This is a genomic window from Pseudomonas mangrovi, from assembly GCF_003052585.1.
GTDB classification, from domain to species: Bacteria; Pseudomonadota; Gammaproteobacteria; order Pseudomonadales; family Pseudomonadaceae; genus Aquipseudomonas; species Aquipseudomonas mangrovi.
The window spans coordinates 463273-476825 of the sequence record NZ_QASN01000020.1; the positions used below are offsets into that span (position 1 = coordinate 463273).

Below are 13553 nucleotides of genomic sequence, written 5' to 3' on the forward strand. Positions count from 1 at the left end.
CCGCCCGGTCAGGTTAGCCAGATGCCGGAGGATGCATTAAGGTTTTTCCAGTCGAGCCGCAAAACGCTATGCTGCGCGCGGCCTTGCGCCGCATCAGCGGTTTTTCGTAATTCGTTTGGTATCCATATCCGATGACTCGCTTGAAAAGCTTCGACCTGCTGGCTCTTGGCTTCATGACCTTTGCGCTCTTTCTCGGCGCCGGCAACATCATCTTTCCTCCCAGTGCCGGCATGGACGCGGGGCAGAGCCTGACGCCTGCAGCGTTCGGCTTTCTGCTCACCGCAGTCGGTCTGCCACTGTTGACAGTGGTGGCGCTGGCGCGGGTCGGCGGCGGCATGGCGACGCTGACTTCGCCACTGGGTCGGGCGGCGGGGGTCGCCCTGGCGGTGGCGGTGTATCTGGCTATCGGGCCGCTGTTCGCCACGCCACGCACGGCGGTGGTGTCGTTCGAGATCGGTGTCGCGCCTTTCTTCGGCAAGCATCCGGCGAACCTTGCGATCTATTCGGTGATCTTCTTCGCTGCGGTGCTGGCACTGGTACTGATGCCCGGCCGCCTGATCGATACGGTCGGCAAGGTGATCACGCCGGTTCTGCTCCTGGCGCTGCTGTTGCTCGGCGGCGCCGCTCTGGTGATGCCGCTGGGCGAGATCGGTGCGCCGCGCCTGGGCTATGTCGAGCAACCGTTGCTGACCGGCTTCCTCGCCGGCTATCAGACCATGGATGCGCTCGGCGCTCTGGTGTTCGGCATCGTGATCGCCACGGCGATCCGCAATCGAGGGGTGACTGACCCCAGGCTGGTCACGCGCTATTCGATCATCGCGGTACTCATTGCTGCACTGGGTCTTGCACTGGTCTACCTGTCGCTGTTCTACCTGGGTGCATCGAGCCAGGAAGCAGCCGCGGGGGCCAGCAATGGCGGGCAGATCCTCAGTCACTACGTGCGCGATACCTTCGGCGTCTGGGGTGGGTTGCTGCTGGCGGTGGTGATCACCCTGGCCTGCCTTACTACGGCAGTAGGCCTGATGACCGCCTGCGGCGAATTCTTCGGCGAGCTGCTCGGGGTTTCCTACCGGCTGCTGGTGTGCATCTTCGTCGGCTTCAGCCTGCTGGTGTCGAACCTGGGGCTGGAGCAACTGATCAGCTTCTCGATTCCGGTGCTGGTGGGGCTGTATCCGCTGGCGATCGTGCTGGTTCTGCTCAGTCTCGCCGATCGCCTGTGGCTGTCGAGTTCGCGGGTGATGATTCCGGTGATGCTGGTAACCCTGGTATTCGCCATCGCCGATGGCCTGATTGCCGCCGGCATCGGTAGTGGCAAGGACTGGCTTCTGCAGCGCCTGAGCGAAGGTAATGGTCAGTGGCTGGTGAATGTCAGCGCCGCCAGCGTGCGCCTGTACGAGTCCATCCCGTTGTCCGCTGACGGCCTGGCCTGGCTGCTGCCGGCCCTGGGGACACTGTTGCTGGCGGTGGTGGTGGATCGCTGGCTCGGGGCCGGCAGGGCGCCTGGCAAGCCGGCGCAGGGCTGAGAGTTCCGTCAACGTAGCAATTAGGAGCGAACATGTTCGTTGTCGACTACCACCTGCCACACCTGTTGGCGCTCGCGTGGTTCGTTGTCTGCTGGGTCGGCTACACCTACTACGCAAGCCGGAAGGGGCGCGATACCCCTTGCCTGGCCAGCGTGCTGCATCTCTACCGCGAAGACTGGATGCGCCGTCTGCTGCTGCGCGACAACCGCATCGCCGACGCCAGCGTGATCGGCAATCTGGAGCGCAACGCCTCGTTCTTCGCCTCCAGTACGCTGATCATTCTCGCCGGCATCCTTACCGTGCTCGGCTCTTCCGACCGTGCGCTCACGCTGCTGGCGGATTTGCCGTTCGCCCAGCCGGCGAGCAGGCAAATGTCCGAGTTCAAGCTGCTCTGTCTGGCGGTGGTGTTCGTCTATGCCTTCTTCACCTTCAGCTGGTGCATGCGCCAGTACAACTTTGCCGCGGTGCTGATCGGGTCGGCGCCGATGATCGGTGAGCGGCATGTCACCGAACTGGAGCGCAAGGCGTTCGCCGAGCGTGCAGCCAAGGTGATCTCACTGGCGGCCAACGAATTCAACTTCGGTTTGCGGGCCTACTACTTCGGCATGTCACTGCTGGCCTGGTTCATCAGCCCATGGTTCTTCATGCTGGTTGCGGCCGGCGTGGTATTCATTCTTTATCACCGTGAGTTCCATTCGGACGTGCTGTCGGTGATGGTGCTGACCCAGACACCTGAACCCCCCAAGGAGAAAGCCGAATGACCATTCCCTTCTGGTGCGTATTCATCAGTGCGCTTTTGATATTTCTCGCCAAGGCGCCACTGGCCAAGGCGATGAAGGATGAGAACGGACGTTACGACAACAACCATCCGCGTGATCAGCAGGCGCGTCTGAAGGGCTTTGGCGCGCGTGCCCTGGCGGCACACATGAACAGTTTCGAGGCATTTCCGCTGTTTGCCGTCGGGGTGCTGATGGCGCATGTCACGCAAACCCACGGCACCCTGGTCAACGCGCTGGCGATCACCTTCGTGGTGGCACGAGTGCTCTACCTGATCTGCTACTGGAGCAATCTGCACTGGCAGCGCAGCCTGATCTGGGCGATCGGTCTGTTCTGCAGCCTGGGGCTGATGCTGACGCCGGCGCTGGCTTGAAGCCCACCCGGGCTGTCGTGACGGGCCATAAAAAAGGCAGGCCCGAGGCTCGTCGGGCCTGCCTTTTTGTCGTGCTTACTCTTCGTTGAGTTTGTCGCGTGCTGCTTCACCGCTGCTGCGAGCGGCGTCGCCCATCGAGTCGACGGCATCCGCCGCTGATTCGCGGGCGTCTTCCATCTTCTGCTCCGGGCTTTTCTCACAGGCGCTCAGACCGAGCGTGCCGCCCAGCAGGGCGATATAGAACCATGCCTTGTTCATACTGGGACCTCGCTGGGACGCTGGAGTGACTCAGTTTTCCTCATAGGTCGGAGTTGGGGCAGGCGCCGGCTCATTCGGCTGCGGAGCCGGGGTCAGCGGCTCGCTGGGCATGCGCTGCGGTTCGCTGGGAACGGTCTCGCTCGGTGTTTCCTGCGTGGTGGGTGCTACCGGACGGCGCTCCTCGTCACTTGGCTTGTCGCAGGCAGCCAGTGCCAGGGTCGCGCCGAGCAGGCAGGTATAGGCGATGGATTTGCGCATCTTGTTTTCTCCTCAGGTGAGTTGCCGTGACGCTGGGTTCGAGCTCCGGCAAGGCGCCGAAGTTCCTCCGCAGGCTTTCGCGGCAGTGCAACGGCTCGTGCGCCGACCCCACCGCAGCCGGGCGCCAGTCACCCAGGGACTGTTGCTCTACGGTGCCTCCCGGCCGCTTCGCCAAAGACGTGCGTACGGCTCCAGACGGTGCCGCCCAGTCCGGATTCTGGCCGGATTCCGCTGTGGGCCCGGAACCCGCCGCAGAGTATGATTCGCGCCTTCCCACGGCCTGCATCGAGGAGTGACCGATTCATGCGCGAATCATTGATCCGGCAGCGCGCCGAGCAGTTTCTCGGCATGCTCAGGCATTGCCAGATGCTCGGCATGCAGGTGCATGGCGCCGACGAGCAAGGTCTGACGCTGCGTCTACCGTACAGCGAGAACATCATCGGCAATCCGGAAACCGGTGGTGTGCACGGCGGTGCCATCACCACGCTGATGGACACCACCTGCGGCATCTCGACGGTCTGTGTGCTGCCGGAGTTCGAGATCTGCCCGACCCTGGATTTGCGCATCGACTACATGCGCCCGGCGGAGCCAGGCAGGGATGTGTTCGGATTCGCCGAATGCTACCGGGTCACGCCCAATGTGATCTTCACCCGTGGCGTGGCCTACCAGGATGATCCGCAGCAGCCGATTGCCCACGTCGTGGGTGCCTTCATGCGCATGGGCAAGGTCGTCGGCAGCGCAGGAGGTGCGGCATGACGCCGATGGACCTGAACCAGTTGGTGCGCCAGGCGCATGAGCAGAACGACTACGATCCGCTGATCCAGCTGATCCCCTATGCCCGGATGATCGGCATCGAATGCCTGCGGCTGGGGGATGACCTGGTCTTTCGTCTGCCGGCCAACCGCGACTGCATCGGCAACCCGACCTTGCCGGCGCTGCACGGCGGGGTGATTGCCGGTTTCATGGAACACTCGGCCATGCTGCATCTGCTGATTTTCATGGGCATTCCACATTTGCCGAAAATCATCGACTTCTCGATAGATTACCTGCGCGCCGGTCATTATCGTGACACCTACGCGCAGTGCCAGGTCTGGCGCCAGGGCAAGCGTGTAGCCAATGTCGCCATCACCGCATGGCAGACCAATCAGACCGAACCCATCGCCACCGCCCGCGCGCACTTCAAGGTCGACGAGCCCTAGGGCGCACGGCAGCTGCGGGCTCGGAGCAATTAAGGAAGAAAGAATGGATGCGTTGCTGATCCTTGGCGGGTTGCTGCTGATCATCGCAGGACTGGTCTGGATGATCATGCTGGCCTTCGGAACCAGCCTGCTGTGGGGGTTCGGCAGCCTGCTGCCGCCGCTGACCCTGATCTATCCGCTGCGCCACTGGCGTACCGCTCGCAAGGCAGTGTTTCTCTCCGCGCTGGGGATCATTCCGCTGATCGTCGGTCTGACGTTGCTGGCCAGCGAGGACTCGCAACGCCTGGAAGCCATCGTCGGGCTGAAATGGCTCGAGCAGGCCCAAAGCGGTCCGGCGGAACTGGATATCCGCCTGGTCGGCGAGCTGAACGGTCAGCCGTTCCAGCCGCTGCAGGGCGAGCTGATCGATGGCGTGTTGAGCCTGCGCGAAGGGCAGGATTTCTTCGCCCGCCGTGAGCTGAGCATCAGCCTGCAGGACGTGCAGGAGGGCGCTGTCCGGGTCGACGTCCTGCCGACGGACGCCGAAGGCGTGCCGGAGGTGGAAATCAGCTGGTTGCTGCCGGAGCAGGAGCTGCCCGAGGCACGTCGTCTGAATCGCGGCTACACCCTGCATCTGCAACTGGAGCCGAAAGCGCCCAACCTGCTGGTGGGCAACCTGCATCTGGTGCTGCCACCGCGCTTCAAGACCAGTCTCAGCGGCCATGTCGAAGTGTTCAGCAATGGTCTGCGCTATCGCGATGGGCGCATTGATCGCAGTGTCGACTCCAACGACACCCTGGCCCACGTGATCGAGGACTACCTGCAGCGGCGTTTCGCCACCCGTGTGGTCAAGCTCGAACACCTGCCGCAGGTCAACTTTCCTGCCAGTGAGCTGGATCTGGAGATCGAGGCGAATATCGATGGCGAGCCGCAGACCCTGCCGTTGCGCCTGAGCAAGCAGGCCGAGCGCGGCTGGCTGGTTCCGGGGGATCGCTTCCCGGCGTTGCCGCCGATCGAGCCTGCGGTGCCGGCGCCGCAGCTCGCCCAGACCAACGAGGCTGCTTCGGTGGAGCGGGTGAGCCGTCCGGTGGACCGCCGCCTGCGCTTTTCGATGCAGCGCCTGCTCGGCAATCCGGGCAACTACCGCAACCTGGCGGTACGCGTGCACCTGGCGCGCGGCGGTATAGCCGAGGGCCGCTTCATCGGCATAAGTCCGGAAGGGCTGATCGAAATTCGTCGCACCATGAAGGGGGCCGGCGGCGCCAGTTTCGCCTTCAGTCCCCAGGAGATCGAGCGCATCGAGCTGCTCGAACCCTGATCCGGTTGCGTTCGCCGCCTCAACGGCGAACGCAAGCCCTTGAAATTGCTTCGCACTGGCCCCAACTGCAGGACATCGCCGCGCATGCGGTTTCCGTCCTCTTCAGTGGAGCTAGAAAGCATGAGTGTGGAAACTCAAAAAGAAACCCTGGGCTTCCAGACCGAGGTCAAGCAGCTGTTGCAGCTGATGATCCATTCCCTGTACTCGAACAAGGAAATCTTTCTTCGGGAGTTGATTTCCAACGCTTCCGACGCCGCCGACAAGCTGCGCTTCGAAGCGCTGGCCAAGCCGGAGCTGCTCGAAGGCGGCGATCCGCTGCGGATCCGCCTGTCGTTCGACAAGGAGGCGCGCAGCGTCACCCTGGAAGACAACGGCATCGGCATGAACCGCGCCGAGATCATTGCCCACCTGGGCACCATCGCCAAGTCCGGCACCGCCGACTTCCTGAAGAATCTCTCCGGCGACCAGAAGAAGGACTCGAGCCTGATCGGCCAGTTCGGCGTGGGCTTCTACTCCGCGTTCATCGTCGCCGACAAGGTCGATGTGTACAGCCGTCGCGCCGGCGATGCGGCAGGCGAGGGCGTGCACTGGTCCAGTCGTGGCGAGGGCGACTTCGAGGTTGCGACCGTGGCGAAGGCCGAGCGCGGCACGCGCATCGTGCTGCACCTGAAGAGCGGCGAGGAAGAGTTCGCCGACGGCTGGCGCCTGCGCAACATCATCAAGAAGTACTCCGACCATATCGGCCTGCCGATCGAGCTGCCCAAGGAGCAGGTCGGCGAGGAGGCGCCGGCCGAACCCGAATGGGAAACCGTCAACCGTGCCAGTGCCCTGTGGACGCGTCCGCGTACCGAGGTCAAGGAACAGGAGTACCAGGAGTTCTACAAGCATGTCGCGCATGACTTCGAGAACCCGCTGTCCTGGAGCCACAACAAGGTCGAGGGCAAGCTCGAGTACACCTCGCTGCTCTACGTGCCGGGGCGCGCGCCTTTCGACCTGTACCAGCGCGAAGCGCCGAAGGGCCTGAAGCTGTATGTGCAGCGCGTGTTCATCATGGACCAGGCCGACGAGTTCCTGCCGCTGTACCTGCGCTTCATCAAGGGCGTGATCGACTCCAACGACCTGTCGTTGAACGTTTCCCGCGAGATCCTGCAGAAGGACCCGGTGATCGACTCGATGAAGTCGGCGCTGACCAAGCGCGTGCTGGACATGCTGGAGAAGCTGGCGAAGGATCAGCCGGAAGACTACAAGCGCTTCTGGAAGGCTTTCGGCCAGGTGCTCAAGGAGGGCCCGGCGGAAGATTTTGCCAACAAGGAGAAGATCGCCGGCCTGCTGCGCTTTGCCTCGACTCACGAGGGTTCCGAGGAGCAGTCGGTGGCCCTGGCGGACTACCTGGCGCGCGCCAAGGAAGGCCAGGACAAGATCTACTACCTCACTGGCGAGACCTTCGCGCAGATCAAGAACAGCCCGCACCTGGAAGTCTTCCGCAAGAAGGGCATCGAGGTGCTGCTGCTGACCGACCGCATCGACGAGTGGCTGATGAGCTACCTGACCGAGTTCGACGGCAAGCAGTTCGTCGACGTGGCTCGCGGCGACCTGGATCTGGGCGCGCTGGACAGCGAGGAAGACAAGAAGGCCCAGGAAGAAGTGGCCAAGGCCAAGGAAGGGCTGGTCGAGCGTCTCAAGGGCGCGTTGGGCGAGCAGGTTGCCGAGGTGCGGGTGTCGCATCGCCTGACCGACTCGCCAGCGATCCTGGCCATCGGTGAGCAGGACCTGGGCCTGCAGATGCGTCAGATCCTCGAGGCCAGCGGGCAGAAGGTGCCGGATTCGAAGCCGATCTTCGAGTTCAATCCGGGCCATCCGCTGATCGAGAAGCTCGACGCCGAGGTCGACGAGGATCGCTTCGCCGATCTGTCGCACATCCTCTTCGACCAGGCCGCGCTGGCTGCCGGCGACAGCCTGAAGGACCCGGCTGCCTACGTGCAGCGCCTGAACAAGCTGCTGGTCGAGCTCTCCGCCTGACGACTGGCACGCTGTGCCTCGGCAGAGGCTGAGCGTCTGCCGCCGTGTTCCCACGCAGAGCGTGGGAACGACCCGTTGAAGCCCTGTTGTCGCTTGCCGGCAGCGGGGCTTCTGCTTTCTGCACTCGCGGACCAGGCCGGTGGCCAGGATGGATAGCGCGCATGGCGCGTCCGCCGGGATCATGCTCCAGTGTGGCTACCGACCCCCTGTTCCCGGACGCGCTTCCATGCAGAGCGCGGGCACGACCAGCAGGCGCAGTCCGGGCTGGCGACCTGTTCAACGGGTGCCGTATCGCGTCGGAGAATTGGCAGTGCGACCTCGGCATGTGGGTATTTCCGACGTGTCGATGGCATCGCTTGCCGCTTGCTTGCCAGTAGTCGCGCACGTTTCTTTCGCCGCGTTCCTTCCTGCTTTGCTTGAGCTAAAGTGCAGGGCAGCCGGCTGCCTCCCAATGACCGGTTTTTCCGCATTTCTCATCGCGCAGGGCAGGGTCGCCAGCGGTGCACCGCGAGTCGTTCGATGCAAGGGCTGTCGTCGTTCTTCCTGCTTTCTGCCTCCCCCGAACAACTGCTGATTGGCGAGTACCGGCCCTGGCTGGTGGCGCTCTCGGTGCTGGTTGCGGTGCTGACGTCGGCCATGGCGCTGCAGCTTGCCGGCGTGGCCCGGCGCGCGGCATCGGCCTTCTACCGCCAGTTGGCGATTGCCACCGGTGCGCTGGCCCTTGGCGGCGGTGTCTGGTCGATGCACTTCATCGGCATGCTGGCCTTCGCCATCTGCGCCGAGGTGGTCTATGACCCCGCTCTGACCCTGCTCTCGGTGCTTCCCAGCCTCGCCGCATCCTGGGTCGCGCTGAATCTGCTGGCGCGCAAGCAGGTCAGCCACCGGCAACTGCTGCTGGGTGGCAGCCTGGTTGGTGCGGGCATCGGCACGATGCACTACGCCGGCATGGCGGCGATGAGCATGGCGCCATTGCTGCGCTACGACCCCTGGTTGTTCGGACTGTCGCTGCTGGTCGCGGTGGCGCTGGCAACAGGCGCGCTGTGGATCCGCTTCGGCCTGCGTGGGCGGGTTCCGGGGCATCTGGCGCTGCTGCTCGGCAGCCTGGTGATGGGCAGTGCCATCAGCGGCATGCATTACGTCGGCATGGCCGGTGCGCGCTTCGTCGGGCTGGCCGAGTCCGCTACGCCGCTACCGGTGTATGGCAGTGCCTACCTGGCGTTGGCGGTGGCCATGGCGACGCTCTCGTTCAGCGTTCTGGTGGCGGCAGCCAACGGACTGTTGCGCTACCGTCAGCTGGCGACCGAGCTGGAGGAGGGGCGGCTGCATCTGGATTCCCTGCTGGATGCTGCGCGCGAGGTGATTCTCACCGTCGACCACCAGGGCATCGTCCGTTCGGCGAATCGCTCGGCACAGCGCCTGTACGGCTGGCCGCCGGATGAGCTGGTGGGGCAGCACATGAGCGTGCTGATGAACGAGCAGCACCGCGAGACGTTTGGGCAAGCCCTGCAGAACTACATGCGGAGCGGTCGCCCGCAGCTGTCCGGAATCGAACTGGAACTCAACGGTCGGGCACGCGATGGTCGCGAGATCCCGGTGCGCGTGAGTCTGGGAGTTTCCCATCGCGAGGGCAAACCCTGGTTCGTGGTCTTCGTCGCCGACATCGCCGAACGCAAGGCGATGGAGCAGGCCCTGCGCGAGAGCGAGCAGCAGTATCGCTCGCTGATCGGCAACATTCCCGGGGTGTCCTTTCGCTGCCTGCTCGATGCCGACTGGAGCATGCTGTTCATCAGCGACGCGGTGGAGCAGCTGACCGGCTGGAAACCGGCAGACTTCACCGAGCGACGCTGCTCCTTTGCCGACCTGTATCACCCGGACGACCTGGCCCGGGTTGCCGAGGACGTGCAGCGCGCCATCGCCGAGCGGCGCAACTACCAGGTCGAGTACCGCATTCGTGATCGCCAGGGTCGCGAGCACTGGATCTGGGAAAGCGGCAGCGCCGTTTGCGACGAGAACGGGGTGCCGCACTGGATCGATGGCGTGCTGCTCGATCAGACCGACAGCAAGCTGCGCAATGCCGAGTACGAGAGCAAGGTCAACGCCATCAGCCGGGCAATGGTGATGGTCGAATTCGACATGCAGGGCCGGATCCTGGCGCTGAACGACAACTTCATCGAGCTCTTCGGCTATCAGCGCGAAGTGCTGCTGGGGCAGCATCATTCGCTGCTATGTGCGCCGGAGGAGGTTGCCGGCAGCGACCACCAGCGCTTCTGGGATGACCTGCGCCAGGGGCTGTTTCGCGCAGGCGAATGCCAGCGCTTTGCTCACGATGGCCGCGAGATCTGGGTCCAGGCCAGCTACAACCCGATCCTCGATGCCGACGGCAAGCCGTTCAAGGTGCTCAAGCTGGCCACCGACCTCACCCCGCGGCGAATGATGGAGCAGGAACTGCGTGCCGCGCGCGACCGCGCCGAACAGGCGGCGGCGGCGCGCAGCAGTTTCCTTGCCAACATGAGCCACGAGATCCGCACGCCGATGAACGCCATCATCGGCTTCACCGATCTGCTTCTGGATGCCGCTGCGGAGCCGACCCAGCGCCACCAGCTGAGCATCGTCCAGCAGTCGTCGCGCTCGCTGTTGCGGCTGCTCAACGACATTCTCGATACGGCCAAGCTGGACCGTGGCGCGATCGAGCTGGAAACGCTGGATTTTTCCCTGCGCGAGCTGTGCCGGCAGGTCTGCGATGCGCTGCGCCTGGGTGCCGAGCAGAAGGGCCTGGTGCTGGAGATGGGCTTTACCGAGCGGGTCGGCGACATCTATCGCGGTGATCCGCTACGCCTGCGTCAGGTGCTGACCAATCTGCTCGGCAACGCGATCAAATTCACCGAGCAGGGTCGGGTCGGGTTGCAGGTTTCGGGCGAGCCGGGCGCTCTGCGGCTGATCGTGAGCGACACGGGGATTGGCATCGCCGAGGACCGGCTGGAGAAGATCTTCGATCCCTTCGCCCAGGCCGATGCATCCATGAGTCGGCGTTTCGGCGGTACCGGCCTGGGTACCACCATCTCGCGGCAACTGGTCGAGCTGATGGGCGGGCGGATCCAGGTGCGCAGCCGTCTGGGCGAGGGCAGCGAATTCATCGTCGAGCTGCCGCTGGCCGCCGGAAGCGCCGTGACTGGCGCAGAGCCGGGCCTGGCTCCGGTTGCGACGCCCGGCCTGCCGCCGCTACGCATTCTGGCTGCCGACGACGTGGCGCAGAACCTCGAGCTTCTGGCGCTGAATCTTGAGCCGCTGGGACATCGCCTGGTCAAGGTGAGCGACGGCGCCGCTGCGACCGAGATGTTCGCCCGCGAGACATTCGACCTGGTGCTGATGGATGTGCAGATGCCCGGTACCGATGGTCTTGAGGCATGCCGACGAATTCGTGCGCTGGAGGCGGCCGAGCAGCGCAAGGCGGTACCGGTCATTGCCCTGACCGCCAGCGTACTGGATCGTGATCGCCAGGCGGCGCTGGACGCGGGGATGAACGGCTTTGCCAGCAAGCCGCTGGAAATGCCTGCACTGCTGGGCGAGATGGCACGTCTGCTGGGTCTGGAACAAGCGCCAGCACAGGCAACCGGCGCTGCTGGCGCGGGCAGCCTGTTCGACTGGCGCGGCGGTGGCCGGCGCTGGGGCAGCCCGTTGCGCATGGCGGATGCGGTAAAGCGCTTCCTCGATGATGAGGCAGGCCTGGCGACAGCGCTGCTGAGTGCGCTGCATGCGGCCGAGTGGCAGCAGGTTCAGCAACAGGCCCATCGCCTGCGCGGCGCCGCAGCGAACCTAGGGCTGCGTCAGCTGGCCCTGTTGGGCGAGGCGCTGGAATGTGCAGCCAGCGCGCAGGACAATCGCCGCGTTGAACAACTCTGTGCGGAGCTGCCGCGAACGCTGACGGCGATTGCTGTCGCCGTGCCGCTAGCGCCTGTGTCGGTGCAGCCACCGGCCCAGCCGCTGGATCTGCCGAGCCTGCGCGAGGCCTGTGCGCAACTGCAGCTGCAGTTGCGTCGTGGCGCCCTGGATGACGCTGCCGTCGCATGTCTGGAGCAGGCGCTGGTCGACCGGCAGCCCGAGGCGCTGGACCGGTTGCGCAGCGCATTGCAGGGTTTTGATTTCGATCTTGCGCAGCAGGCAGTGGCAGACCTGCAGGCGTGGCTGGATAACCCAAGCGAGGAACGAGCCGAATGACAAGCGCAACTGATCAGCGTCCCCAGCTGCTGGTAGTGGACGATGAGCCTGTCAATCTGCAGGTGCTGCGCCAGGTGCTGCAGGAAGATTACCGTCTGCTGTTCGCCCGCGACGGCATCAAGGCCCTGGAACTCGCCGAGCGCGAGCGGCCGGAGCTGATCCTGCTGGATGTGATGATGCCTGGCATGACCGGTTACGAGGTCTGTGAGCGTCTCAAGGGCATGCCTGCTACCGCGGCGATCCCGGTGATCTTCGTCAGCGCCCTGAGCGATGCGCAGGATGAGACCCGCGGTTTCGAGGTCGGAGCGGTGGACTACATCACCAAGCCGCTGAGCCCCCCGGTGGTGCGCGCGCGGGTACGTACGCACCTGTCGCTGGTGAGGGTCGAGGAGCTGCGCAACACGCGCCTGCAGATCGTCCAGCGCCTGGGCCTGGCGGCCGAGTACAAGGACAATGAAACCGGCCTGCACGTGATCCGCATGAGCCATTACTCGCGGGTTCTGGCGCTGGCGGCGGGCTTCAGCGAACGGGATGCGGAGGAACTGCTCAATGCAGCGCCGATGCACGATGTCGGCAAGATCGGCATCCCCGACGCGGTACTGCGCAAGCCGGGCAAGCTGGATGCCGAGGAGTGGGCAGTGATGCGCGAACATGCGCAGATCGGTGCGCAGATCATTGGCGAGCATTCCTCGGGCCTGCTGCACATGGCCCGCGAGATCGCCCTCAGCCACCACGAGAAGTGGGATGGCAGCGGCTATCCGAACGGTCTGGCTGGCGAGGATATCCCCCTGGTGGGGCGCATCGTGGCGATTGCCGACGTGTTCGACGCCCTGACCAGCGAGCGACCCTACAAGAAGGCCTGGTCGGTGGAGGCGGCTGTCGAGCTGCTGCGGGCTGAGGCGGGGCGGCACTTCGACCCGCAGTTGGTGGAGCTGTTCCTGACGCAGCTGCCGGTGTTACTGGAGATCAAGGCGCGCTGGGCCGAAGGCGCCGCCGTCAGGCCTGGTGATTGACCAGCCGACTGACCAGCCGGGTGCCATGGGTCAGGTTGTCGGCGAGCGGACAGCGTTGCTCGATCAGCTCGAGAAAGGCCTGTTTCTGCTCGCTATCGAGATCGGCGTCGATCTCCACGTCGATGCGCAGTTCCTGAAAACCGGCGCGGACATTCGGGTCGCGGCCGAGCAGGCCGTTGGGGTCGTAGTCTGCCTCCATCTTGAAGCGCATGGCACGCAGCTCGAACTTCTGCTGATGGGCGATGAAGCGGCCGATGGTGCCGAAGCAGCCAGCCACCGCCGCGAGTATCGCTTCCAGCGGCGTGGGCCCCAGATCCTGGCCGGCGGCATTCTTCGGCTGGTCCATCACCAGACGGTGATTGCCGCACTGGACCTGGATGGCAAAGCCCTCTGTCATTTGTCCTTGTGCATGAATGCTTTTCAGCGCCATCTGACCAGCTCCTGTTGTCGATGTGAGTGCGGAGTCTGCAGCCTAGACGTTGCCGGGGCGGCCCGGCTTGATGTCGATCAATATACCTGCGGGGGTATTTTTGGCGGTTAGGCGAATGCACCTGCCGGTGGAACCCTCAGCGCAGCGGTCGGGTCTACCCCGCGCCGGTGCCGTGGGCACCATTGCCGGAG

Annotated in this window: 12 protein-coding genes; 9 read left to right on the forward strand and 3 right to left on the reverse strand. The window is 64.4% G+C overall.

All coding sequences use genetic code 11. The features are described from left to right. Positions 1–131: 131 nt before the first annotated feature. Genes brnQ through DBO85_RS14850 form a run of 3 tightly spaced genes read left to right on the forward strand, consistent with a single transcriptional unit; the run spans position 132 to position 2673 of the window. Positions 132–1523 (forward strand): branched-chain amino acid transport system II carrier protein, encoded by a 1392-nt coding sequence (brnQ, locus tag DBO85_RS14840; RefSeq protein WP_108108035.1) that lies wholly within the window; start codon positions 132–134, stop codon positions 1521–1523. A gap of 32 nt (positions 1524–1555) precedes the next feature. Continuing rightward, entirely contained in the window at positions 1556–2284 is a 729-nt protein-coding gene (locus DBO85_RS14845) for a DUF599 domain-containing protein (protein WP_108108036.1), read from the forward strand. Further along, positions 2281–2673 carry an MAPEG family protein gene (locus DBO85_RS14850; RefSeq protein WP_108108037.1) on the forward strand — a complete coding sequence of 131 codons (393 nt, stop codon included), beginning with the start codon at positions 2281–2283 and terminating at the stop codon, positions 2671–2673. The genes DBO85_RS14845 and DBO85_RS14850 overlap by 4 nt, the downstream gene beginning before the upstream one ends. A 75-nt stretch (positions 2674–2748) precedes the next feature. On the opposite strand, the gene DBO85_RS14855 is transcribed toward DBO85_RS14850, so the two are convergent. Both DBO85_RS14855 and DBO85_RS14860 read right to left on the reverse strand, forming a co-directional pair. Continuing rightward, positions 2749–2931, reverse strand: coding sequence for a hypothetical protein (locus DBO85_RS14855; protein WP_108108038.1), 183 nt, complete (start codon positions 2929–2931; stop codon positions 2749–2751). 30 nt (positions 2932–2961) lie between these two features. Beyond that, positions 2962–3189: a hypothetical protein gene (locus DBO85_RS14860; RefSeq protein ID WP_108108039.1), complete on the reverse strand. Its 228-nt coding sequence runs from the start codon at positions 3187–3189 to the stop codon at positions 2962–2964. Positions 3190–3492: 303 nt separating this feature from the next. Here DBO85_RS14860 and DBO85_RS14865 point away from each other — a divergent pair, with 303 nt between their 5' ends. From DBO85_RS14865 to DBO85_RS14890, 6 genes are all read left to right on the forward strand, one after another. Beyond that, a complete protein-coding gene (locus tag DBO85_RS14865; RefSeq protein ID WP_108108040.1) occupies positions 3493–3945 on the forward strand; it encodes a PaaI family thioesterase in 453 nt (150 codons plus the stop codon). Then, entirely contained in the window at positions 3942–4388 is a 447-nt protein-coding gene (locus DBO85_RS14870) for a PaaI family thioesterase (protein WP_108108041.1), read from the forward strand. Before DBO85_RS14865 ends, DBO85_RS14870 begins: the two co-directional genes overlap by 4 nt. 43 nt (positions 4389–4431) lie before the next feature. Then, a complete protein-coding gene (locus DBO85_RS14875; protein ID WP_108108042.1) occupies positions 4432–5685 on the forward strand; it encodes an MFS transporter in 1254 nt (417 codons plus the stop codon). Positions 5686–5805: 120 nt separating this feature from the next. Continuing rightward, a complete protein-coding gene (gene htpG / locus DBO85_RS14880) occupies positions 5806–7704 on the forward strand; it encodes a molecular chaperone HtpG (RefSeq protein WP_108108043.1) in 1899 nt (632 codons plus the stop codon). Between the two features lie 519 nt (positions 7705–8223). Continuing rightward, the gene (locus tag DBO85_RS14885) at positions 8224–11919 is read left to right on the forward strand and encodes a PAS domain S-box protein (protein ID WP_108108044.1); all 3696 of its coding nucleotides are present in this window, start codon (positions 8224–8226) and stop codon (positions 11917–11919) included. Beyond that, positions 11916–12932: a response regulator gene (locus DBO85_RS14890; protein WP_108108045.1), complete on the forward strand. Its 1017-nt coding sequence runs from the start codon at positions 11916–11918 to the stop codon at positions 12930–12932. The genes DBO85_RS14885 and DBO85_RS14890 overlap by 4 nt, the downstream gene beginning before the upstream one ends. Here the strand turns inward: DBO85_RS14890 and DBO85_RS14895 are convergent. After that, entirely contained in the window at positions 12916–13362 is a 447-nt protein-coding gene (locus DBO85_RS14895; protein ID WP_108108046.1) for an OsmC family protein, read from the reverse strand. The genes DBO85_RS14890 and DBO85_RS14895 overlap by 17 nt on opposite strands. Between the last annotated feature and the right edge of the window lie 191 nt (positions 13363–13553).